Here is a 25082-nt window from a genome sequence, read left to right as displayed (position 1 = left end):
CGGGGCGTGTGATGGCTATCTTCATGGATCGTCATGATCTGAAGGGGATCACTGCGGCCGATATTGCCGAAGCACACCGCCGGGATCTCGACATTCAAGATCGGTACGGGGTTAAGTTCCTCACCTACTGGTTCGACGAGCGGCGCGGAACTGCATTTTGCCTGATGGATGCGCCCGACGCGGAAACGGCTCAGTGCGTGCACCGCGTTGCCCACGGCTTCATCGCAGGCGAGGTGGTCGAGGTCGCCCTGGCGGCGGTCGAGGCATTTCTCGGCCGAATTCACGATCCCGAGCCGACATCCGGACAATCCTCGCTGGAAATGGATGCCGCCCACAGGGCGATCCTGTTCACCGATATTGTTGGCTCGACGGAAATGACGTCGCGCCTCGGCGACCGTATGGCGATCGAGCTGGTGAGGGCGCACGATGCTGTCGTGCGCAGATGCCTCGCTCGATCTTCGGGGCGCGAGATAAAGCACACGGGCGACGGCATCATGGCGACGTTCGTCTCGACAACTGCGGCCGTAGATTGCGCAATCGCGATCCAACAGGAATTCGAGCGCTACAATCAGGGCAACCTCGAACCGCTCCATATCCGCATCGGCTTGGACTGCGGTGAGCCCGTCGCGGACAGCAACGACTTGTTCGGCTCGACCGTTCAACTCGCAGCGCGATTGTGCGCCTCTGCCTCTGCCGATCAGATCCTTGTGTCAGAGAGCATTTTTCGAGAATACGGCACCGCCGATTTCTTCGCCCATGCGACCCACCGGCGGCTGAAGGGTTTTTTGAAGCCTATCCTCGTCTTCCAATGTAACTGGTGCAAAGCCGCTAACCAGTGATCGAACTCCCGCAACTGTGCGGGACCCGCGTCGCAGGAGAACACATCGGCCGGCCGACCTTAAAATGTTCAAGGGAACAAAGCGGCCCCAACGAAAGTTCTCATCCCAAACCCTCATGTCAAACCAACGTGAGCAGCGGCGATGACATCAACTGCGAACGAGGGGTTGCAGAGCGCTCCGCCCCAAATCTACTACGTCAATCCCTTGCTTCTGAGAGGCATCGATGCGTGGCGCGAGGTCTTCGATCACGCAAAGGGCACTGGTTTCGATACTGTTCTGACGGCGCCTCTTTTCGATCGGGGCGGCAACAGCGTGTTCGCGCCCCGGAATTTCGAAAATCTTGACCCTGAACTCTCGCTCGGTAGCTCTCTCGTCGATGGCTTAGGGACTTTGGCGATGGAGGCCGGGAAGCGCGGCGTGGCGCTCATGATGGATCTCGTGCTCGATAGAAAGGCGCGCGACCCATCCCGCGATTTGCGTCCGATCGACCCGAGGCTATCGCCATTGGACGCATGCAGCTCGATCATCACCCTCGCCGCGGAAGATCAACAATCGCAGCTATTGGCACAGTGGACAAAACGGGTGCAGATGCTTAGCCGGCTTGGAATATCAGGCTATCGCTGCCTGGGCACCGATCGCGTGCCACCAGAACTATGGCGATCATTGATCTCAACGGTGCACAAAGAGGCGCCGAACATGCAATTCCTGGCCTGGACGCCCGGCACCACCTTCGCGGCGAGAACGGCGTTGGGCGAAGTCGGATTTGATGGCTGCTTTTCATCGATGGCCTGGTGGGACTTCGACGAAAGCTGGTTCATCGAGGAATTCCGTGTCCAGCAGCCATTTGGCTGGCAGATCGCCTTTCCGGAACCGCCCTTTGCCAAGCGGGTGGCCCACGGTACGGAAAGCCGGGAAATACGCGAACGACGGTCGATAAGGGCATTGCGCCTTGCCACATCCCTTGGCGGCGGGCTCATGATCCCCATGGGTTTTGAATATGGCGCAGCGCTGCCGCTCGATCCGACCCACGGAGACGGATCGGGATTGCGGGGTCTTCGATATGACCTGGCCTTCGATATCTCGTCCGAGATTCGCGCTGCCAATAGGCAAATCGAAGCGAACGGCGCGAGTTTTCATTCGTCGCTTTCACTCATCCGCAGCGCAAACACCCCCGTATCCGCTCTTCTTCATTCGGATGAAGAAGACCTTCGGAATGCGGACCGCGTAGAGATCATCCTCCTCAACAGGGACCTTCGGCGAAGCGCTCCTGCCCCTTTGACGGCGCTGCGCGAAGCCGCGTCGGGCTTTCTCCCCTTCTCGAATGGGGTTGATGAAGACCTGCGCCTGCGGGCGGGAGAAGTCATCGCGTTCGAGGCGACGGCCTCGACGCCGATCACGGTCGCGCCTAACCTTGACATTGCACAGGCAACCGCTTCGCCCCGCCTGGCGATCGAAAACATCATGCCGCGGGTCGATGACGGACGTTTTCCGGTCAAGCGCGTCGTCGGCAACATCGTCTCCGTCGAGGCGGATATCTTTGCTGAGGGACATGATCCGATCGCGGCGGCCCTGATGTGGCGCTCCACGGATGCGACCGCATGGAACGAAGCAGAGATGCGGCTGGTCGAAAACGATCGCTGGCACGCAGAATTCCCGCTGGAGCGCGTCGGCAGGTATGAATTCGCAGTCGAGGCATGGAAAAGCCTGTTTGCGGTCTTTCGCTATGAGCTGTCGAAGAAAAACGAGGCGAGGCTCGATCTCAAGCTGGAAATAGAGGAAGGAATGAACCTCGTTCGCGCCGCACTTGCCGAGACGCGGGATACCGCGCTTCGAGCCGAGCTGCAGGCATTATTTGAGAGGCTTGAATTCTCTTCCCAAGCAGAGCGGACGGCAATCCTGCTCAATGCGCATACGTTAGAACTGATGGCACGAGCCGATAAGCGACCCTTTCGGGTTCGCTCGGAAGCAAGCGCAGTCGACGCGGAACGGAAGGCAGCGGCGTTCGCAAGCTGGTACCAGATCTTCCCACGGTCGCAGAGCGGCGATCCCGACAGACACGGCACCTTCGACGACGTTATCGAAAGACTGCCCGCCATTCGCGACATGGGTTTCGATGTGCTCTATTTTCCACCGATCCATCCGATCGGTTCGACCAACCGGAAGGGCCGCAACAACAGCCTGCAAGCAGCCCCCGACGACCCGGGCAGTCCCTATGCTATCGGCTCTCCCGCCGGCGGGCACGACGCCATCCATCCGGAACTCGGTTCTTTCGAAGACTTTCGTCGCTTGATCAAAGCCGCTGAAGAGCATGGCCTTGAGATCGCCCTCGATTTCGCCATCCAGACATCGCCCGATCACCCTTGGCTGAAACAGCATCCGGGTTGGTTTGACTGGCGGCCGGATGGAACGATCCGTTACGCCGAGAACCCGCCGAAAAAATATGAGGACATCGTCAACGTCGATTTCTACACGAAGGAGTCGGTGCCAGGACTATGGCTCGAACTGCGGCGCGTCGTCCAATTATGGGTGGATCAGGGTGTAAAGCTCTTTCGCGTCGATAATCCCCACACCAAACCCTTTCCTTTCTGGGAATGGCTGATCGACGATATCAGGGCGCGTCACCCGGATGTGGTTTTCCTGTCGGAAGCCTTCACCAAGCCGAAAGTCATGTATCGGTTGGCAAAGCTGGGCTTCTCCCAATCCTACACCTACTTCACCTGGCGCAATTCCAAATGGGAGCTCGAAGAATATATGCGAGAGCTCACTCAGACGGCCGCGAAGGATTTCTTCCGCCCGCATTTCTTCGTCAACACGCATGATATCAATCCGGATTTCCTGCAGGATGCCCCTCGCCCGGCCTTCCTGATCCGCGCAGCGCTCGCGGCAACCCTTTCGGGTCTTTGGGGTGTCTATAACGGCTTCGAGCTTTGCGAGGGACGCCCGGATGCCAAGCGCAAGGAATATGCCGACAGCGAGAAATACGAGATCCGCGCCTGGGATTATGAGCGCCCCGGCAACATAATCGCCGAGATCCGGATGCTMAACCGGATCAGGAACGAAAACAGCGCGCTACATTCGCATCTGGGGCTGACGCTTCTTAGCGCAGCCAACGACAATCTTCTCTTTTTCGAAAAAGCGAGCCCTGCCCGCGACAATGTCCTGCTCGTCGCCATTACCCTCGATCCCGACCACCCGCAGGAGAGCGAGGTCGAAATACCGCTCTGGCTCTGGTCACTCGGCGACGGCGGCACGTTGGATGCCGAAGATCTCATCGGCGGAGGCCGCTTCAGTTGGACCGGCAAACAGCAGAGGGTCAGGCTTGATCCGCATAGCCTGCCCTTCGCGATCTGGCGCGTTCGGTCAAGGGAGGCATGAATGGACACGATGCACCGCGACAGAGAACTCGACCCGCTCTGGTACAAGGATGCGATGATCTATCAGCTCCATATCAAATCGTTCTACGATGCCAATAATGACGGCGTCGGCGATTTTGCGGGGCTGCATCAAAAACTCGATCATATCGCGGCCCTGGGTATCAACGCCATCTGGCTTCTGCCCTTCTTCCCCTCACCGCGCCGCGACGACGGTTATGACATTGCCGACTATGGCAATGTCAGTCCGGATTACGGAACGATGGAGGATTTTCGAGCCTTCGTGGACGCCGCCCACCAGCGCAATATCCACGTCATCATCGAACTCGTGATCAATCACACCTCGGATCAACACCCGTGGTTCCAACGCGCCCGCCAAGCGCCGGCGGGATCGCCTGAACGGGATTTTTATCTTTGGTCGGATACCGATCAGAGGTTTTCGGAAACCCGCATCATTTTCGTCGATACCGAAAAATCCAACTGGACATGGGATCCGGTCGCGGGCGCCTATTATTGGCATCGGTTCTACTCGCACCAGCCGGATCTGAACTTCGACAATCCGCTGGTGATGGAAGAATTGCTGAAAGTGATGCGCTTTTGGCTGGAAACGGGTATCGACGGTTTTCGCCTGGATGCCATTCCCTATCTCGTCKAGCGGGAGGGCACGATCAACGAGAACCTGCCCGAAACCCACGCAATCCTGAAACGGATACGCGCGGCGCTGGATTCGACCCATCCCGGCGTGATGCTACTGGCGGAGGCGAACCAGTGGCCGGAAGACACGCGCGAATATTTCGGCGACGGCGACGAATGCCACATGGCATTTCACTTCCCGCTGATGCCGCGCATGTACATGGCGATCGCCAAGGAAGACCGTTTTCCGATCACCGACATCCTGCGCCAGACGCCGGAAATTCCGGACATCTGCCAATGGGCGATATTCCTGCGCAATCATGATGAGCTCACGCTCGAAATGGTGACCGACGCCGAGCGCGATTATCTATGGGAAACCTATGCCTCCGATAAGCGCGCGCGGATCAATCTCGGTATCCGCCGGCGGCTTGCGCCGCTGATGGAGCGCGACCGCCGCCGGATCGAGCTCATGAACGCGCTCCTTCTTTCCATGCCGGGAACGCCGGTGATCTACTACGGCGACGAAATCGGCATGGGCGACAACATCTATTTGGGCGACAGGGATGGCGTCAGGACGCCGATGCAGTGGTCTCCCGACCGCAATGGCGGCTTTTCACGCGCGGACCCCGCGCGCCTCGTTTTGCCGCCGGTTGCCGATCCGCTCTATGGATTTGAATCCGTCAATGTCGAGGCGCAAAGCACGGATGCACATTCGCTCCTGAACTGGATGCGCAGGATGCTGGCGCTACGCGGCAAACATCCTGCATTCGGACGCGGCTCGCTGCGTTTCCTCTCGCCGGACAATCGCAAGATCCTTGCCTATCTTCGTGAACACGAAGATGAAACCGTTCTCTGCGTTGCCAATCTTTCCCGCCTGCCGCAGGCCGTGGAACTGGACCTGTCGCAGTTCGAGGCGCGCGTGCCGATAGAACTGACGGGCATGTCACCATTTCCACCCATCGGCCAACTAACTTACCTGCTGACACTACCGCCTTACGGCTTCTTCTGGTTCCAGTTGGTTGCCGACGCCGATGGGCCAGCCTGGCGGACGGCGCCGCCTGAGCAGCTTCCCGATCTGCTGACGATGGTCATCCGCCGAAACCTGCTGGAATTGGTGGATGAGCCGAGACATTCGAAGATCCTGAATTCCGAGATCCTACCGGCATATCTTTCCAAACGCCGCTGGTTTGGGGCGAAAGACCAGACGCTAGAGGCCGCCCGGCTGATTTCTGCAACGCCGATCCCGTTTGCCGAAGGTGTCGTGCTCGGTGAATTGGAGGCGGTGCTTCCAAACCATACGGAATCCTACCAGCTCCCGCTTGCCGTGGCGTGGGATGACAGCCAGCCTCCGGTGCTCGCCCAGCAACTTGCCTTGGGCAGGCTCCGCCAGGGCCGGCGTGTCGGCTTCCTGACGGACGGATTTGCCGTGGATGCGATGGCGCGCGGGATCGTGCGCGGCCTTTGCGAACGATCCCACACCGCCGGTCGCACGGGAACCATCGAGTTTATCGGCACCGATCAGCTCGATCATCTCGATATGGTCGCCGACATGCCGATTCACTGGCTCTCGGCGGAGCAGTCGAATAGCTCGCTGATCATCGGCGACTTGGTCATCATCAAATTGATCAGACATATCTTTCCCGGCATGCATCCCGAGGTCGAGATGACACGCTTTCTGACCCGGGCCGGCTATGATCACACCGCTCCGTTCCTGGGCGAGGTTGCGCATACCGATCCCAGTGGACGCCGATCCACGCTCATCATCGTCCAGGGCGCGATCCGAAACCAGGGTGACGCCTGGAACTGGATGCTGAGCAATCTGCGCCGCGCCGCCGACGAGTTCGCCTTKAGTGATCCGGACACCCAACCGCGCGACGATTTCTTCCAGTCGCTGACGAACTTCGTCGGCATGATCGGTCAGCGTCTCGGCGAACTGCATGTGGTTCTTGCCAAAAGCACCGATGAGGAGGCTTTCAAACCGATCATTGCTGATGATGCCGAGATCGTAGCGCTGAAGAAAACGGTCACTGGCGAAGTTTCGTATGCATTCTCGAAGCTCGCGGAACTGGACGAGACCGCCGATCCGGATGTCGATGCTCTGGCCAAGCCGCTTCTGAAGCGCCAGGCAGCGATTGTCGATCTGGCCGATAGGCTGGCGGAAAGTGTGCGCGGCACACTCATGACACGCGTGCATGGCGACTTCCATCTCGGCCAGATCCTCGTCAGCGAAGGCGATGCGGTGATCATCGATTTCGAAGGCGAGCCTGCGAGAAATCTTGCCGAGCGCCGCGCCAAAACCAGCCCGCTCAGGGATGTGGCAGGACTATTGCGGTCGCTGAGTTATCTCGCCGCGACTGCCGACCTCGACAATGATGCGGTTATCGAGCACGAAAACGAGCGTCGACGGAAGGCTATCGCCCGCTTCGCCGCGAATGCGGAACGGGCTTTTCTGAACGCCTATTTTGAAGCCATTTCGACGTCGGCGGCATTGTCCATGCCGTCCCAGCAGCGACACAGGATTCTCGATGCCTTTCTTCTCGAGAAGGCTGCTTATGAAATCGCCTACGAGGCGCGCAACCGGCCGAAATGGCTGCCCATTCCATTGGCAGGGCTTTCGGGCATCCTGTCCAATCTTCTGGAGGCCCGCTAGTGGATATCGAACGCTCCGACCTTCTCGCCGGCATCGGACAGGATGCGATTGCGGCGCTGACGCAAGGACGCCATGGCGATCCGTTTGCAATCCTTGGAATGCATAGGCACGGTATGTTCACGATCGTGCGGGTCCTCATGCCCGGCGCCGATGCGGTGGATATTATCGACACCGCGAGCGGCAATATCCTGACGACCTGCCAGCTTGTTAACCCGGCCGGATTGTTTGCGGCCGCTGTCGCTTCAAAATTGGACTATTGCCTTCAGATCAGATGGCCGGATGCGGTTCAACTGACCGAGGATCCCTACAGCTTCGGGCCTCTGCTGGGCGAACTCGATCTCCATCTGATTTCGGAGGGAACCCACTACAATCTGAGCCGGGCTCTCGGCGCCATCGCCATGGAGATCGACGGAATCGCCGGCGTTCGCTTTGCGGTGTGGGCACCGAACGCGCAACGGGTCTCGGTGGTTGGAGATTTCAATTCCTGGGACGGCCGGCGCAACCCGATGCGCCTGCGCGCACCCGCGGGCGTTTGGGAAATCTTCATTCCACGGCTGACGCCCGGCGAGCGCTATAAGTTCGAGATTATCGATGCAAACGGCAACTGCCTTCCACAAAAAGCCGATCCGGTGGCGCGGGCGAGCGAAGCCGCCCCTTCCACGGCCTCCATCGTCGCGTCCTCAACGCCGTTCCGCTGGAGTGATGACGCGTGGCTCCACTCCCGGCGATCGCGAAAGGGCCTGGAGGGGGCGATCTCGGTCTACGAAGTCCATGTGGGTTCCTGGCTTCGAAATCTTCAGGACGGCAACCGGTCTTTCGACTGGATTGAACTCAGCCAGCGGCTCGTACCCTATGCGCGTGATATGGGATTCACCCACATAGAGCTGCTTCCCATCATGGAATACCCGTTCGGCGGCTCCTGGGGCTACCAGCCTCTCGGTCTTTTCGCCCCCACTGGACGCTATGGTACGCCGGAAGATTTCGCCTATTTCGTCGATCGATGCCACGAAGCAGGTCTGGGTGTGATCCTGGACTGGGTGCCCGCACATTTTCCGACCGATGTCTGGGGATTGGCCCGCTTTGACGGCAGCGCCCTATACGAACATGAGGACCCCAAGGAAGGTTTCCACGGCGATTGGAATACGCTGATCTACAATCTCGGCCGCAACGAGGTGAAAGGCTTCCTGATCGCCAGTGCCTTGGAGTGGCTGGAGCGCTACCACGTCGATGGCCTGAGAGTAGATGCGGTGGCTTCGATGCTCTACCGCGACTACAGCCGTAACGAAGGCGAATGGGTTCCCAATCAATACGGCGGACGGGAGAATCTGGAAGCGGTCGAATTCCTCAAGCACCTGAACAGCATCATCCATCAACGATGCCCCCACGCCCTCATGATCGCCGAGGAATCCACGGCATGGCCTGGGGTGACGAAACCAGCGGAGCAAGGCGGCCTGGGCTTCGACATCAAATGGAACATGGGCTGGATGCATGACAGTCTCACCTACATGTCGAAGGACCCGCTCTACCGCCGCCATCATCATGACATGATGACCTTCGGCATGATTTATGCCTATTCCGAACGCTTCATGCTGCCGCTCTCCCATGACGAAGTCGTCCATGGAAAGGGCTCCCTTCTGACGAAAATGCCGGGCGACAACTGGCAGAAATTCGCCAATCTGCGGGCATATCTCGCTTTCATGTGGGGCTATCCGGGCAAGAAGCTACTTTTCATGGGTGGAGAAATCGCACAGCCCGGCGAATGGCAGCACGATCAATCCGTAACCTGGGACGTCCTCGACCAGCCGCGACATGCGCGCATGCAGCGGCTGGTAAGAGATCTGAACGGCATTTATGGCAGGGAGGAAGCCCTGCAATTCGGCGATCTTCATTCGCAGGGCTTCGAATGGGCCGTGGTCGATGACGCGGCCAATTCCGTTTTCGCGATGCTGCGGTTTCCGCAGGACCGCTCCTATTCAGTTCTTGTCGTGTCGAATTTTACGCCCGTTCCGCGTTACGACTACCGCATCGGCGTTCCGACGGAAGGGATATGGATCGAGGAATTCAATAGCGATGCCCATGAATATGGTGGGTCCGGCCTGGTGAACGGGGCAATCCCAGCGGCTTTGTCTTCGCTGAACGGGCGCCCAGCCTCGCTATCCCTTCGGCTGCCGCCGCTCTCCACCATCTTCATCAAAAGCCCTCGATGAGAGTGACGGCAGCCAAGAAGATCCTGTTCCGTATCTCTTCGATACTTTGCTCATTGCATCGTTCACGTGAACAAGGCAGCATGCTATTCCTTGGCGCAGCAACAGATCAATAGTATTTCTCCGAAAGCTACTTATTGCCGGGGATGCGGGGCAAGGGGACTGACACCGTAATGGTGACGCGCGCGCAGCAAATTGGCGTCGTTATCGGCCTGGCGATTGTCACAGCGCTGACAATCCTGCGGGCAAGCGATCCTCAATTGCTAAGGCTCGCCCGCGATTTGACATTCGATCAGTATCAGCGCCTGGTGCCCCGGACCTTCGAGAACCAGCCTGTCAGGGTCATCGACATAGACGAAGCGTCGCTGCGCGAGTTCGGTCAATGGCCTTGGCCGAGAAACCGGATTGCCGCCCTTGTCGACAAGCTTTCCGATATGGGCGCATCCGCGATCGCCTTCGATGTCCTTTTCGCCGAGCCCGACCGCCTGTCGCCCCGCAATGTCGTTCGTGATGTCACTGGCATCGATCCCTCACTGCTTGGCAAACTGCCGGACAATGATGAGATTTTTTCCCAATCGCTATCCGGAAGGCCGGTGGTGCTGGGCTTCGGTCTTTCCAACGAAGGCAACTATCTGCCGCCGGTCAAGGCAGGATTTGCCTACACCGGCGAAACTCCATTCGGTGCGCCGCCCGCGCTCAAGGCCGCAACGCCGCTGCAGCCGCGATTCGAAGCCAATGCCGCCGGTCTCGGCCATATCAGCCTCAATCCGGGCGCATCATCGGCGGTGGTGCGCGCAGTTCCGCTTTTCCTCAGTGACGGCAAGCAGCTTTACCCCAATCTTGCGCTCGAAGCGCTGCGGGTCGCACAGGGAGCCTCCACCTACATACTCGACGCGGCTGCGGACAAGCCGAACACGCTAACCCGGGTCAAGATCGGGGATTTCGTGGTGCCGGTGACGGCCGCGGGGGAGCTCTGGCTCTATGTCAGTCCCGACACCGCGGAACGGTATATTTCGGCAAGCAAGGTGCTCGGCGCCGGAGACGCCTCGGCCGAGATCAAATCGGCCATCGAAGGCAGTATCGTTTTCGTCGGAACCTCCGCTTCCGGTCTGCAGGATGTCCGCACKACGCCCCTTGGCGAAAACGTGCCGGGTGTCTCCATCCATGCGCAGATCGTCGAACAGATCCTTTCCGGCCGTTTCCTCTCCCGGCCGGACTGGGCGGACGGGCTGGAAATCCTGTCCATCGCCGTCTTGGGTAGCCTTCTGGTGATCCTCACCACTTTCGTCAATCCGGCAGTCGCGCTGGCCTGCGGCTTGCTGATTACCTTTTTTGCCCTCGTCGCCTCGTGGATTGCCTTCCTCTATGGAGGGCTCCTCTTCGACCCGCTGGCGCCGATCGTCGCCGGATCGATCACGCATTTCGCTGCGACGGCGTTCCGCTTTCTCGTGACCGACCGGGAACGGCGTGACGTGCGGCGGGCATTCGGCCACTATCTCTCACCATCGCTGCTCTATCGCATCGAGCATACGCGCAATGCCCTGCGCCTTGGTGGAGATGAGCGCGAGCTGACCGTCATGTTCGTCGATGTGCGAAACTTCACCCAGATCAGCGAGGAGATGACGCCGAGCGCCGTCGTCGCATTTCTGAACACGCTGCTCGATGCCCTTAGCCACCATGTCATCGCAAACGACGGCACGCTCGACAAGTTCATCGGTGACTCGATCATGGCCTTCTGGAACGCTCCCGTGGATGTCTCCGATCATGCCGGCAAGGCGGTCCGTGCAGCTCTCGGCATGCGAGAAACGCTCGCCCGCCTCAACAGCACCGATGCATTCGGTTTCGGAGACGAGCGGAAGGTCGGTATCGGGATCGGCATCCATACCGGGCTTGCCTGCGTCGGCAATATGGGTGCCGAGACACGTTTCAATTACTCCGCGGTCGGCGATGCCGTAAACATTGCCGCGCGCATCGAATCCGCCTGTAAGGACGTCAATTTCGACATTCTGGTATCCGAACCGACAGCAAGCTTGCTGCCTGATTGCGCCCTGCTCGAAGCCGGAGCGCTGACGCTGAAGGGGAAGAGTATGCGAACCCAACTCTTTGCGGTGGTCGGCGATGCGAGCCTGGCAAGATCTGCCGAATTTGTTGAACTTTACGCCATGCACAGACGGCTAATCTCTGCCCTGCGAGCACGATCGACGAACAACCGCAAACTCGTCAGCGCTGCGAAACTTAAGGCGCAGGTCGCGGCGATGGGGCTGTTGCAAGGTTTTTACAGCCAGATTTCGCGCCGAGCCGGGCACTTCGTCGACGAACCAGAAGACAAGGCGGCTGACATCTAGCTAAATTTGCAGCCATCGCCGCCTTCAAATCGCATCATCGAGAGCGGACAGCCCGTACGGGCTCAAAGAGTTTTATGCGCTACCGATGGTGATGCCCGCCGCCATCATGATTGCCCCGATCGCCGTCATGATCGCTATTTTGATCACCGTCGTCATGGTCGTCGTTGTCATCATGATCGCCATGATGGTCGTGATGACCATGATGCTTGCCGTCGTCGTCGTGCTCGTGCGGTTTGCCGGGATCAGGCGCGCTTGGTGGATTGGAGACATTGGGCGCGCTGGGCGTTGCGGGCGCACTCGGTGCAGCGGGGGCCTCGGCGCGTGGCGATGCCGGCGTATCGGGCGTTGATGGAGAAGGATTATTTGCCGGAGCGCTGCGCGGAGATATGCCGTTGGGCCTGTCTCTCATCGCGGTCGATAGGCCACAATCGCCGCCGCCAGCAAAAGCCATTCTTCCCGAAAGACTTTGATCGCCGGACAGGAACGGTAGGGCTTTCTGGTTTCCGAGCGTCTTGAGAATATCGCGATTGACCCGGCGCGGATCACTGATCTCGCCATTGCGTTTAGCGACCACGCAGTCGCATTGCGCCTTCAATTGCCTGCAGCCACCCGCGCCGCAGAACTGCGCGGCGCCGTTCAACAGAACGACCGCCGTCGTGCCATTGGAGCCGACATAAAAGTCGACTGCAGTTCCGCGCACACCGATCGTTCCGGCTGGCGTCACGATCTGATAGGCGGAGTGGTTTGAATTACCGCTCATCCAACGGAAAGTGCCCTTTGCCGCATTTATGGTAAGCTTCTTGACCGCACCAGAGTCATCGAAGACGAATTTGTCGATGACAACAGACGAGCCGGCTCCGACAGCTAACTTCGTGCCATCTCGAAATGTGAACTGTCCAAGGCCCGAAATAGAGGTGCGAATTTGCTCGTCCCGATGGACGGGATCATCGACCGCCAGCGGACCACTGGCGCCCGAAACTTCGGTTTTAATGAGAACCGCCTCGCCGACCTTCTCGGCCGCGCTCGAGGGCGACGGGGCGAGCAGCATGACGCCCAGCACAGCAATCGCGGCGTCACGCGGACACAACATCCTACCCTCCAAGATTATCTATGTTTTACCATAGGATAGTCTCGAACGTCCCTTCACCCTTTCTGAGTATATTCGATATAGCTTGAATTATGTCGGGTTAGGTTTGGGCTAAAATCAGGCCCATCTGGCATAGTCACGGTCGGCCAGGTTCATATGGAACGACGGCGAATTGCCCAACAACGCCGGCACTAAACGCCGCGTTTGTTCCCCCAAAGCAGCACATGCAACTGCGGCAGAACCCTCGCCTCGAACCATCCGTCTGACGTCACCTTGTCCACCAACCAGCGCATGCGATCCATGATGCCCTCGATATCGATTGTTGCATCATCCGCTTCGGGCGGCGGGGGCGTATGGTTGCCGGGCTGCAGATAGACCGGCAGATGCGGAAAGCGGGCAGCGACATCGCGTGCATAGGCATAATCCCGATCATCGAAAACGACKATTTTCAGCGCGATCTGTGGTCCGTCTGCCGCCATGCGGAGACAGTCGTCGAGCGCATCCCAATCCGTCTCCATGCCGCTCGAAGGCGGCTTCGGGCTCAGCACCAGCGCATCGAGATCGGCAAACCACGCCTTCGCAATGCTCGCCTGCGTCTCCAGCGCAAATCTGTAGCCTTGATCATGGCCGTGGGCGATCAGCGGCCCGAGCGGCTGGATCGCCGGATTGCCGCCGGAAAGCGAAACCATCAGCGGCTTACCGCCGGAAAGCCGGGTCACCTCCTGCCAGATCTCGTCGACCGACATTGGCTGCCATTGATCGCGATATTCGCTGTCGGCCGCATGCAGCGTATCGCACCAGGAACAGCGATAGTCACAGCCCCCGGTTCGGACGAACACGGTCGGAAGTCCGATCAATACCCCCTCGCCCTGGATTGTCGGCCCGAATATCTCGCTAACGCGGATCGTGGTTTCGCGCGCCTCGCTCATGGCCGATATTCCGCCCAGGTTTTCGGCGTCTCGCTGATGCGCACTGCCGACGTCTCGGGCAGGCGTTGCTTGCACCAGTCGTAGAGATGCTTGGCGAGATATTCCGATGTCACACGATCATGACCGAGAACTTCATTCAGATGGCGGTGGTCGAATTGCTCGTCGATATAGCGCTTCAGCGGCGCAAGCTCATGATAGTCGCGGACGAAACCGTCGGCATTGAGTTCGGCAGCCGAAAGCTCCACCTCGACGATATAGTTGTGCCCATGCAGCCGAGCGCATTGATGATCGGCCGGAAGATGGGTGAGCTGATGCGAGGCGGAGAAGTGAAATTGCTTGGTGATGCGGAACATTATTTCACCTCCTCGGCCGAATATCCTGCTGTCGCCGCCACCCAGAAATCCGGATCGTCGTATTCCGTCGGATCTTCGACACCGGCGAGATGGAAGGCTTCGCGCCGCTCGACGCAGGTGCCGCAGCGGCCGCAGTGACGCATGCCGCCCTTGTAGCAAGACCAGGTCTCGGCAAACGGCGTGCCGTTCTTCGCACCATCGGTCACGATGTCGGCCTTGGAGATGTTCACATAGGGTGCATAGAGCGAAACGCTGGCATAGCCATCCAGGGCTTGGTTCTGCATATGCTGAAACGCCTCGATGAAGCCTGGGCGGCAATCCGGATAGATAAAATGATCGCCGCCATGAACGGCAACGGCGACGGCATCAGCCTTCTGAGCGGCGGCAAGGCCGAAAGCGATCGCGAGCATGATGGCGTTGCGGTTCGGAACGACCGTCGCCTTCATCGTTTCCTCGGCATAGTGTCCGTCCGGCACCTCGACATCGTCGGTMAAGGCTGATCCCGTCAGGTGTTTGCCGATGGTGGTGATATCGATGATATGATGCGGCACGCCAAGGCGTGTGGCGCAGGCGGCGGCGAAATCCAGCTCTTTGCGATGCCGTTGGCCGTAGTCGAACGAAACGAGTCCGACAAGTTGATGTTCCGCAGCGACCTTGTGGGCGAGCGAAACGGAGTCCAATCCGCCGGAGCAGATGACGATAGTCTTCATAATGCGTGATCCCTTGTTTTGACCGGGTGGGCTGCGACCGGAAACTATGGAAGGGTCCCTAGCAGCAGACCCTGTTAGAAGCAAGGCATGCGCGATCACCCGACGAGGCGCAGGTATGATGGTCATAAGCCTGGCGGGCTATAACACGTCGACGGCGACGCAAATCGCAGCCCCTTGGAACCGGCAAGACAAACAAACATTTAGTATTTAAAGCCTATAAATATCGGCTATTGAGGCGATGACTTGGCCAATCCTAAACCATTGAAAGAATGTTGGCACTTATGGCCTTCACAGCAAAAGAACTTGCGCAAAACGAACATTTCCTATCTGCTATATTACAGAGCGCGCATGAACTTATGGCGATCTACAATGAGAACCCCCGCATAGCCTCGATCTTTGCTGCGCAGCAAAGATGGCTTCTGGCACATGCCGGCTATGCTCTGTTTCTCGGCTATCCAGACGGCCCCGCGCCGGCGCTCTATACCGGCAGGTTTATCGATTTCGCGGTCAAGCATAAGATCGCGAGCCGCAATACGGCCGCAGCGTTCCTGAAGGAAATGGTTGCCTACCGCTTCGTTCGGCCGATCGCCGGCAGTTCTGACCGCCGCATCACCTTGCTGGAGCCTACCGAAACGACCCACGAATATATGGCTCGCTGGATCTACACGCATCTGCTGGTTCTGGACGCGCTGGACGGCGGCGACAGGCTGGCAAGGACAACCGCCGACCCCGCTTCGGTGTCGCGGATGCAGCCCAGGATCGCCAAGATGATCCTGGACAGCGAAAGCCTGCAGAATCCCGGCGTAACCTTCGCTTTGTTCAACTGGGCGACCTCCGGCGGTGTGGTGATGGACTATCTCTTTTCCCGAATCGACAAGATTGATCCCGCCGCGGACAAGGTCCTGATCGGCCCGATTTCGCTGAAGATCATCCAGAGCCGGTTTATGATTTCGGGCTCGCATCTGAAGCGGCTTTTGAAACAGGCGACAGACCTCGGAAGCGTCGGCTGGGCCGGCAACTCCGGCAAAAGCAGCTTCTGGTTGTCTCGAAACTTCATCTCCGAATACTGGAACTATCAAGCCGAGAAATACGCCATCGTCGACACCGTGAGCCAAGCGGTGCTCAACCAGCCCGATGATTCAGCGACATCCGGCGAAGAGCTTGTTCCCCGCCCACGCGCAATTTCCGCATAAAGAAATGGGACCCGATCAATTCGGATCCCAAGCGCAGAACGTTCGATGAGATGGATGTAGGCTTTACCGATAACCGCAGCAAGCGCGGTAGTGCTCAGCGTGTGTTAATGCCGTTGCCCGGCGCAGAGGTAATCTTATCGGTCCCGTCGATCTCAGGCACAAGCTTTGCCGGCGAACGCTCGACCTGCATTACCCGCCATTCATTTTCCAGACGATCGACTACATGTACGGGGATTTCTTTCCGTACGGTTTCACGCTCTTGCATCGGGGCCTCCCCTGCCGTTGATGTTCTTTGAATGCCACGGGAGAAATTCTTTGTAAATTAGAGCATTAAAAAGTTTAAACGATTGAATTTATTTTAATCGATTAAAGATGTKGATGTTTGCGGGGGGAACGTAGTTGAGAATGCAGGTTTGAATCTTCCGGATTGCTGGTTGATCGTTCCATCCGCAGCATCTGTTTTTTCCAACTCGCCTTTTGAGCTATGTTGTCGATCGATCGCTTGGCGGAATGTCTGGTTCTGAAAAGGGGGAATGAGGCAGCGTTTACAATGCCCCTCCTCTCGCCTAGTACATGCCCGACTATCGAATTGGGGCAAACGGTCATGTTGGTCAAGCAAAGCGACTATCATCGGATCTACAGGGTCATCAATAGCTTGCTGATCAACGAAAACGCCAATCCTGCCACGGCTTCCATGTATTTCAGCACATTTGGAGCCTTCATTCTCCAACACCATTATAAGATCGCGGCGACGCCCAAGGGTGGTCTCGCCGCTTACAATTTTGAAGGAAAGCACATCCTTTTCGCTGACCACCGCGAAGACGGTTACGTTTCCGGTGCCGGTGAAAACTTTCACTGCTGGGTCGAAGCGGACGGTTGGGTAATCGACTTCATGGCGCCAACGTTTCCCGAGAGCGCACCGGATTTGAGAGTGCCGTCCAAGATGTTTCAGCGTCCGCATTCATCAATGGCTCCGTCGATCAATGATCTCGCCCAATCCGGAGATTTCTTTTATCACTCTGAGCCTGACGCAATGACCCGACGTTTTGCGGACTGGCGCAAGCATCCGATGATCGGAGACCTTGCCACCGTCGCCGCGAATTGGTTCCGAAAGTCACCGAAGCAAATGCCGGCGTCAATCACGGTTCGAGACCAGCAGGGCAAAACCAAGATCGTTCCGCTTGTCGGCAATTCGCTCGCTGGTGCATGGTAATCTTCAGAACGACTGCTAGACCCGAGCAAGCGCCGTGCACCGAATTTTCGAGCTTCGGCATCAAAGATCGGATATGGCGCTGAAATCCACACGCCAGAGGGAACCCAATGGCATTCGCGTCTCGCCTCCTATAGAGGCCTCCTATAGACGTGGCGCGCCAACTGACGCGAACGCCATAGTGAATCCGGTTCACGAAAAGGCCGTGCCTGTTCTTCTCAAGACATGCGAAGATTGATGGTTGGATGCGGGCTCCGGGTGAAAAGCGAAGGAGCTGGCGCGGCCATCGCCGAACGACTGCAACCTGATCCCTACTACGACTTGTATCGCCACTTCAGAACGTTGAGCCTGTTTGGCACGGCTCGTCAGCATGATAGCGATTGCGTCATGCACTTCCGAAGGAACGATTGTCACTCATCAGGTATTCGCTGCGCTGAAAATCTGCACCATTCGCCGAATCTTCTCGTGATGATCATGAGAAAGCTGATGCTAAAAGTCCGCAATCATTTTTGACCGAGCGCAATGACACCGAACGCTGCAGCGACAAAGATTAGAACTGAGGTGGGCGCCTCAACCGTATTCAAGGAGGAAAACATGAGCGATCTAACGATTCGCCGGGATGTCCTCGACGAACTGGAATTCGATCCCAAGGTTGACGCTGCTAATATCGGTGTTTCCGTGACCAATGGTATTGTCACGCTGTCTGGCCACGTGAAGAGCTACACAGAAAAACTGGCAGCCGAACTTATTACGCAACGTGTGAAGGGTGTCCGCGCAATAACCGAGGAGATTGAAGTTCGCTATCCAGGGCATAAAGCGCATTCTGACGACGAAATTGCGGGCCGCGCCCTTGATGTCATTGCCTGGGACACCTCACTTCCGGACGGCGCCATTGACGTCCAGGTTCAGAGGGGCTGGGTGACCCTATCAGGCGAGGTCCGTTGGAATTTTCAGCGTATGGCTGCGGAAAACGCCGTCAAGAAGCTTGGTGGTGTTATCGGCGTCGCTAATCGTCTCACGATCCAGCCACGTCCAAGTGTTTCCGACATCAAGAGCCAGATTGAGCAGGCATTTCTGCGAAACGCGGAGCTCGACGCCAATGCGATAAGCGTTTGTGTGGCCGACAATAAAGTGGTGCTTGAGGGCAATGTGCATACGTTGAACGAGCGGCGCGTCGCAGAGCAGGCTGCATGGTCTATCCCCAGCGTTACAGTCGTTGAAAACCATCTTCATGTTAGTGTCGGCTGACATAAGGAAGGAAGCTCTTGCTCCCCCTTCCCACCTAATACCCCGACGCTATTGCAACTGAGCTGCGTCCGATGGCTGGGGAAAGCCGCCTTCGGAGTGCCTCGATGGCCGTCGATCGCAACCGTCCTACGACGTCTGAAGGCCCTCTTTTGATAAAGTCGGCGGTAGCAACCATATGTGGACGGCAAACTTGTAAAGAACGGCACCGGCTTGGGGCGAGAGAAATTGAGTTTGAACCCGATAACCTGTTGCATCGGCCGATCCTTCCGACAAGGGGCCGATAGCTGCTCTATAAGCTGGTAACGTTGATGTCCGTCAATGCAAAAGTGGGCGACGCGAGTAACCATTTACGGCACCGTGTGGCAGGAGATCGGCATGAAACCTCAATTCCATCTACCATTGATCACTTATCCGGAGGCCAGTTCGTTTACCATCGTTCAGAATGCGGTCGAATTCGCACGCCATCAAAAGACCGACCTCACTGCAAGCGTTTTGCATGACAAGATACCACTCACTCGGCGACCGTTCGTCTCAAAAGCCGATGCGGAGAAAACGAGTTCCGAGGCCGAGCAATTTAGCCGCGACAGTGGAGCGGCACTGATCGAGATATTCCAAGATTATGCGCAGAAGGCGGACATACATGCCTCGATTCAATCCTTCGAAGAATGGGAGCCTTTCGTCGCAAGCGCCCTTGCCGAGCTTTCGCGCGCCTATGAGCTTTCGGTCATGGAAGCTTCTGAGATAACAGCGCCACTTGTCGAGAGTGTTCTATTTGAAAGCGGCCGGCCACTTGTCCTATTTCCCTTGGACAAGTTCTATGGGCGGATTGATACAATAGCGATTGCGTGGGACGGAAGCGCTGCCCTATCGCGGGCGCTAACGGGTGCGCGGCTGCTTTTGGAGAATACATCGCGAGTTGTGTTAGTCTCGGTCATTGATGAGAAACTGATCAATGAGAAGGCCCGCGACCGATTCGCAACCGTACTCCGCAATGCCGGCCTAAATGTTGAGATCATCGCCATCCAGGCTCATGGAGAACCGACGGCTGACGTTATCCAATCGGCTGCCAAAGAGAACTACGCCGACCTGCTTGTCGCTGGTGCATTCGGGACCAAGCCCGATCCGGACTTTGAAACCAGATGCATCGATGTGTGCCGCGTCTATCGCAGCGCCATCGCCGCCCAAAAGACGACGAAGACGGTGTCGGTCGACGAGATGACCGGCATCCAGGCGCTCGAACGCATCGCCCCTTCCTTGCCGATCAAGCCGGGCAAGGTCGAGCGGCGCGAGTTCGAATATGTCCGTCACGGCACCCAAACGCTGATCGCCCACTTCGATGTCGCCACCGGCAAGGTCGGCGGCACCATTGCAAACACGCGCACCGAAGCCGACTTCGTCAGCTTCCTCGATCGCCTGTTGCGCTCGGCGGCCCCGGCCATGCGCTGGCGCATCGTCTGCGACAATCTCGACACCCATAAGTCCGAAGGCGTCGTGCGCTTGGTGGCGCGCCAGTGCGGCATCGATGAAGCAACACTCGGCAGCAAAGGCCGCGACGGCATTCTCGCAACAAAGGCCAGCCGTGCCGCCTTCCTCAGCGATCAGAGCCATCGCATCACCTTCCACTTCACTCCTAAACACGCCTCCTGGCTCAACCAAATCGAAATCTGGTTCTCCATCCTGGTGCGCAAGATGCTGCGCCGCGCCTCCTTCACCTCCACCGCCGATCTTAAAGACCGCATTGAGCGCTTCATCGCCTACTTCAAATGAGACAATGGCAAAGCCGTTCAAATGGACATGGGCCGGCAAACCCTTGACCGCATAGAAAATGCGTCCAAACTTCCGCCAGCCTGAACTAGACGAGCGATTCCATGAAAGCGGCCTTTGATGGAACCTGAAGCGGGCTGGCGGATTCCTGGTTTGAGTTATCCAAATGAGGAGTTTCATCATGGCACCCAGACGGCGCGTAATCGAGTTGGCGATGAGCGAGCAGGAGATCGAAACGTTGACGGCTCTTTCGCGGTCTCGAAGCGARCCGGCGAGCCGGGTATCGCGGGCAGCTATGCTTTTGGCCTATCGGGAGAACCCGTCGTTCTTTGCCGTGGGACGAAGACTTGGCGTGCACCATCARACGGTSCAGCGCTGTGTTGAGCGCGCCGAGAGCTATGGCCCGCTTTCGGCGCTCGACGACCGGCCGCGGCCGGGCAAGGAGCCGGTGATCACGYCGGAGGCCAAGGCCTGGCTGGTGTCTTTGGCGTGCGACAAGGCCAAGGACCATGGCTATCCGCACGAACTGTGGACGACGCGGCTGCTGGCCCGCCATGCGCGCGAGCACGGACCKGGGGCCGGACATTCCTGTCTGGCCCGCCTGGTTCAGGGCACGGTCAGCAAGCTCCTTGGCCAGGAGGAAATCAAACCSCACAAGATGCGCTACTATCTGGAACGTCGCGATGCCGAGTTCGAGCAGAAGATGGCGGAGGTCTTGTGTGTCTATCGCGAGGTCCAGGTCCTGAAAAAGGCCGCCGCCAAATCGAACAAATCGGGCAAGCCGGTCGCGATCGTCTCCTATGACGAGAAGCCTGGAATCCAGGCGATCGCGACGACGGCGCCGGATTTGCCGCCCGTGCCAGGTGTCCATCCGGCCTTTGCACGCGATTTTGAATATAAGCGTCATGGCACGCTCAGCCTGTTGGCTGGAATTGACCTGTTGACAGGCAAGGTCCACGCGCTTGTCAAAGACCGTCACCGCAGCCGCGAGTTCATCGAATTCCTCAAGCTGCTCGATGCCGCCTATCCGGCCGGCACCGCCATCAAGTTGATCCTCGACRATCATTCCGCCCACATCTCGAAAGAAACCAAAGCCTGGCTCGATAAACGACCGGCAGGCCGCTTCGAATTTACCTTCACGCCCAAACACGGCTCCTGGCTCAACCTGATCGAGGGCTTCTTCTCCAAATTCGCCCGCTCCGTCCTGCGCCACATCCGGGTGAGCTCAAAGCACGAACTCAAGGAACGCATTATGGCCGGCATCGACGACGTCAATCGCCATCCCGTCATCCACACATGGTCCTATAAACTCGCCGACGCCGCCTGATATGATTCGAACCACGAAAACGTTGAACTAGTCGTCTCGGACCGGCGTCGTGGTACAATGCTTGAAATGCGGAATGGGAGGTGCTCGGTAATCGATATCGCAAGCGAGCGCTTTTCGAGTCGAGCCGGTGCGAGCGCCTGGCCGCTACAGCCAAGATTCGGGCGCCCGCCGCACTTTAGCACATTCTACTCAGCATTTCCGCTTTAGCCTCCACTACTCCTCGTTCCGCCAATGCGCCTTTGGCTAGCCGCATTTACAACCTGACGGATCAGTTTTCACTCCGGCTTCTTTACGCTCCATCGAGTTGTAGGCATCCACCGTCTCTGCAGTCGGTATCTGCCTTTCGCGTCGGCGTCGTTCATTTGGCGTGTCAGCTCAATATGATTGTTTCCCGATAGTTGCTAATCAGATGTCCGATTGTTTGAGGTCCGCCGACTGCGTCCGATCGAAAATCTTCACGCCCTGAGGTCGCAGAAATGTGAGCGCCGGCTGGAACCAATTGCGACTGAAAAGAGTTTGTCGAGGTTGCACAACCAGGGAGGGCTCTACCGAGCGGGGTCGATTGACGGCCGCTCGGTGGAACAGTCGAGTTATGAACGCACCGCTTTCACAAAACTCATCCAGGAAATCTCATGACTTTTTCCAATATTTGCTGGAGGGCATTGCCGAGCCGGTGATCGTAAAGGACGATCGCTCGCGGTTTGTTTTCGTCAACAGCTCGGGATGCGCACTTCTGGGTCGGGACTGCGATGAGCTTCTGGGACACACCGATTATGACTTTTTGCCCAAGGAGGAGGCCGACAGAATAGTATCCCTGGACAGGGTCGTGCTTTCAACCGGCAAGGAACACCATCTCGAGGAGCAGGTCACGACGGCAAATGGCGCCCAACGGACGCTGCTGACCAAAAAACGCTGCGTGCACATACCCACCGGTGGGACTGAGGAGAAATTTCTGGTCGCCGTCATCGTGGACATCACGAAGCTGCGTCGGGCCGAAGATACTCTTCGAACCAGCGAAGATCACTATCGTTCTCTCGTCGACCTTCATTCGCAAGTTCCCTGGATTGCAGACGCGGCGGGAAACGTTTTGGAGGTTGGCCCCCGCTGGACCGAGTTTACGGGATTGAGCGTAGAGAAGACAGTCGGAAGTGGTTGGGGAAAAGCCGTCCATCCGCAGGATGCTGACGCACTGGTAGAGCATTGGCACCACTCTCTTTTGAGCGGCGACCCGCTGGACTATGAATACAGGCTATTGTCTCGGACGGGCTCTTATCGGTGGTTTCGAGTTCGCGCGGCCGCCAAACGCAATGGCGTTGGCAAAATCGTCCGCTGGTACGGTGTCCTCGAGGATGTCGACGATAGGCGACGCGCCATCGAGGCTTTGCGCGAAAGCGAGATACAGTTCCGGACGATCGCTGATAATGCGCCGGTGATGATTTGGATGGCGGATCCATCGGGCGACACAAGTTTCTTCAATCGCCTTTGGCTAGAGACCACCGGCCAAACGGAGTCCGAGGCGCTTGGCTTTGGTTGGGTGGATGTCATCCACCCCGAAGATCTGGAGAAAGTGCAGAAGGCTTTTTTCAGTGCAAAGGCGGGCAGGGCATCGGTACGCTGCGAATACCGTTTGCGACGGGCTGATGGGAGCTGGGCATGGGTGATTGATGTCGGCCATCCCCGCTTTTCTGCCGATGGAACGTTCCTCGGATATGTCGGATCAGTTCTCGACATTACGGAGCGCCGAGCCGCGGAGATCGCCCGAGAACAATCGGAAGCCTTCATCCGGAGCATATTCGACAGCAGCGCCGATTGCGTGCGCGTGCTCGACCTCGACGGGCACCCTCTACTTATGAACATAGCTGGTCGGAAGATATTCGGTCTTGCTGAAGGGGCACCGCTGACAAAAACCACATGGGATGTCATCGGCAAAGCCTCGGACGCAAAAAAGGTGAAGGCCGGTTGGGCCAAGGTCAGGTCGGGCGAAACGGCCCGTTTCGAGATCACCATTCGGGATGCCGATGACAGGGAAAGGTGCATGGACGTGATCGCAGCGCCGGTTATGGGGCGCGAAGGGGAGCCGGTTCGAATGCTTTCGATCTGGCGCGACGTCACCGAAGCGAAGCGCGCCAAAGAGGAAATAAGCCACGCGCAAAAACGGGCAGAAGCTGCGGCCGAGCAGCTCTCCTCGGTTCTCGAGAGCACCATGGAGAGCGTCATGCTCCTCGACCCCGAGTGGCGTATCCGGTATTTAAATGAAAATGCCAAAAGACTTTTGCGAATTGGGGACGAGTCGCTTGGAAAGGTCTTTTGGACGCTATTCCCGAAAGAAAGGAAAGGAACTTTTGCGAAGCATTGCCAGGAGGTAATGAGTCGGCGCACGCGCTCCTTCTTCGAGGACTACTTAACGTCGCTCGATCGATGGATCGAGGCAAGTGCTTCTCCTACTCAAGACGGTATATCCATTTTCTGCCGAGACACAACGGAGCGCCGTCGGGCGGAGGAGGAGAAGCTCCTCGCCCAGAAACAGATGGCTCACATGGCAAAGCACGACATGCTGACCGGGCTTGCAAACCGGGTGTTCTTCCGCGAGAGCTTCGATCACGTCTTGAATGAACGACGTGCAAATCAAAGTGTGGCAGTACTGTGCGTGGATCTCGATGGCTTCAAGGCTATCAATGACACGCTTGGACATCCGGCCGGCGATTCGTTACTGCGGCAGGTATCCGCCCGGTTGGTTCAGAGCGTGAGGGCTACAGACATCGTTGCGCGACTGGGGGGTGACGAATTCGCTATCATACTCCCTGCCGCAACGGATGAAGATGGGGCCTGCCATCTCGCTCAACGAATAATCGACGTGCTATACGAGCCCTTTACCATAGAAGGGGTCAGCGCGACTGTCGGAGCGAGCGTCGGAATTGCTTTTGCACCCGACGACGGGGAGACCGCGAATGAATTAATGAAAGCGGCGGATATCGCTCTTTATAGCGCGAAGTCGAGCGGCCGGGGCACTTACAGACGCTTTAATGTGGCGATGCATGCTCAACTGCAAGCGCACCAGCAGATCAAGATTGCGCTCCGAGGTGCGCTGGAGAGGAACGAATTCGAGCTGCATTACCAGCCGCTAATTAACTTACGATCGCGCCGTGTAACAGGCTGCGAAGCGCTTTTGCGGTGGCGCAGTCCCGAAAGACGCTTTTGCGGTGGCGCAGTCCCGAAAGA

17 protein-coding genes are annotated in these 25082 nt (G+C 57.8%); 12 read left to right on the top strand and 5 right to left on the bottom strand.

All coding sequences use genetic code 11. The features are described from left to right. Positions 1-11: 11 nt before the first annotated feature. From QD357_RS20955 to QD357_RS20935, 5 genes are all read left to right on the top strand, one after another. Complete coding sequence (locus tag QD357_RS20955; RefSeq protein ID WP_414124929.1) at positions 12-839, top strand: nickel-binding protein; 828 nt, start codon at positions 12-14, stop codon at positions 837-839. Positions 840-980: 141 nt separating this feature from the next. Then, positions 981-4214 (top strand): alpha-1,4-glucan--maltose-1-phosphate maltosyltransferase, encoded by a 3234-nt coding sequence (locus QD357_RS20950; RefSeq protein WP_414124928.1) that lies wholly within the window; start codon positions 981-983, stop codon positions 4212-4214. After that, positions 4215-7493, top strand: a complete 3279-nt coding sequence (gene treS, locus QD357_RS20945) for a maltose alpha-D-glucosyltransferase (protein ID WP_414124927.1) — start codon at positions 4215-4217, stop codon at positions 7491-7493. After that, positions 7493-9700 carry a 1,4-alpha-glucan branching protein GlgB gene (gene glgB, locus QD357_RS20940; protein ID WP_183939487.1) on the top strand — a complete coding sequence of 736 codons (2208 nt, stop codon included), beginning with the start codon at positions 7493-7495 and terminating at the stop codon, positions 9698-9700. Before treS ends, glgB begins: the two co-directional genes overlap by 1 nt. Positions 9701-9870: 170 nt before the next feature. Continuing rightward, the gene (locus QD357_RS20935; protein ID WP_414124926.1) at positions 9871-12042 is read left to right on the top strand and encodes a CHASE2 domain-containing protein; all 2172 of its coding nucleotides are present in this window, start codon (positions 9871-9873) and stop codon (positions 12040-12042) included. Positions 12043-12121: 79 nt separating this feature from the next. Here QD357_RS20935 and QD357_RS20930 read toward each other — a convergent pair whose 3' ends face one another. The 4 genes from QD357_RS20930 to queC all read right to left on the bottom strand — a co-directional run bounded on the left by QD357_RS20930 (position 12122) and on the right by queC (position 15121). Then, positions 12122-13132: a FecR domain-containing protein gene (locus QD357_RS20930; protein WP_414124925.1), complete on the bottom strand. Its 1011-nt coding sequence runs from the start codon at positions 13130-13132 to the stop codon at positions 12122-12124. 188 nt (positions 13133-13320) lie between these two features. After that, positions 13321-14058, bottom strand: coding sequence for a 7-carboxy-7-deazaguanine synthase QueE (gene queE, locus QD357_RS20925; RefSeq protein WP_414124924.1), 738 nt, complete (start codon positions 14056-14058; stop codon positions 13321-13323). Further along, positions 14055-14411 (bottom strand): 6-carboxytetrahydropterin synthase QueD, encoded by a 357-nt coding sequence (gene queD / locus QD357_RS20920; protein ID WP_183939481.1) that lies wholly within the window; start codon positions 14409-14411, stop codon positions 14055-14057. Before queD ends, queE begins: the two co-directional genes overlap by 4 nt. Continuing rightward, positions 14411-15121: a 7-cyano-7-deazaguanine synthase QueC gene (gene queC, locus QD357_RS20915; RefSeq protein WP_414124923.1), complete on the bottom strand. Its 711-nt coding sequence runs from the start codon at positions 15119-15121 to the stop codon at positions 14411-14413. Before queC ends, queD begins: the two co-directional genes overlap by 1 nt. Before the next feature lie 281 nt (positions 15122-15402). On the opposite strand from queC, the gene QD357_RS20910 reads away from it, so the two are divergent. Continuing rightward, a complete protein-coding gene (locus QD357_RS20910) occupies positions 15403-16314 on the top strand; it encodes a hypothetical protein (protein WP_414124922.1) in 912 nt (303 codons plus the stop codon). A 94-nt stretch (positions 16315-16408) separates the two neighbouring features. On the opposite strand, the gene QD357_RS20905 is transcribed toward QD357_RS20910, so the two are convergent. Then, on the bottom strand, positions 16409-16579 hold the full coding sequence (locus QD357_RS20905; RefSeq protein WP_183939823.1) for a hypothetical protein: 171 nt from the start codon (positions 16577-16579) through the stop codon (positions 16409-16411). A gap of 339 nt (positions 16580-16918) precedes the next feature. On the opposite strand from QD357_RS20905, the gene QD357_RS20900 reads away from it, so the two are divergent. The 6 genes from QD357_RS20900 to QD357_RS20875 all read left to right on the top strand — a co-directional run. Beyond that, complete coding sequence (locus QD357_RS20900) at positions 16919-17527, top strand: DUF2026 family protein (RefSeq protein ID WP_414124921.1); 609 nt, start codon at positions 16919-16921, stop codon at positions 17525-17527. A 255-nt stretch (positions 17528-17782) separates the two neighbouring features. After that, positions 17783-18037 (top strand): hypothetical protein, encoded by a 255-nt coding sequence (locus tag QD357_RS20895; RefSeq protein ID WP_414124920.1) that lies wholly within the window; start codon positions 17783-17785, stop codon positions 18035-18037. An 81-nt stretch (positions 18038-18118) separates the two neighbouring features. After that, on the top strand, positions 18119-18772 hold the full coding sequence (locus tag QD357_RS20890; RefSeq protein WP_414124919.1) for a BON domain-containing protein: 654 nt from the start codon (positions 18119-18121) through the stop codon (positions 18770-18772). Between the two features lie 375 nt (positions 18773-19147). Next, complete coding sequence (locus tag QD357_RS20885; protein ID WP_414124917.1) at positions 19148-20539, top strand: transposase; 1392 nt, start codon at positions 19148-19150, stop codon at positions 20537-20539. Positions 20540-20717: 178 nt separating this feature from the next. Next, positions 20718-21863, top strand: coding sequence for an IS630 family transposase (locus QD357_RS20880; protein ID WP_414124916.1), 1146 nt, complete (start codon positions 20718-20720; stop codon positions 21861-21863). Between the two features lie 592 nt (positions 21864-22455). Continuing rightward, the coding region (locus QD357_RS20875) for a PAS domain S-box protein (RefSeq protein ID WP_414124915.1) at positions 22456-25082 on the top strand (2627 nt) is incomplete at its 3' end.

Source organism: Rhizobium sp. BR 317, assembly GCF_047445835.1.
GTDB classification, from domain to species: Bacteria; Pseudomonadota; Alphaproteobacteria; order Rhizobiales; family Rhizobiaceae; genus Rhizobium; species Rhizobium paranaense.
Note: the sequence above shows the minus strand (reverse complement) of the source record. Positions and strands in the feature narration are given on the sequence as shown.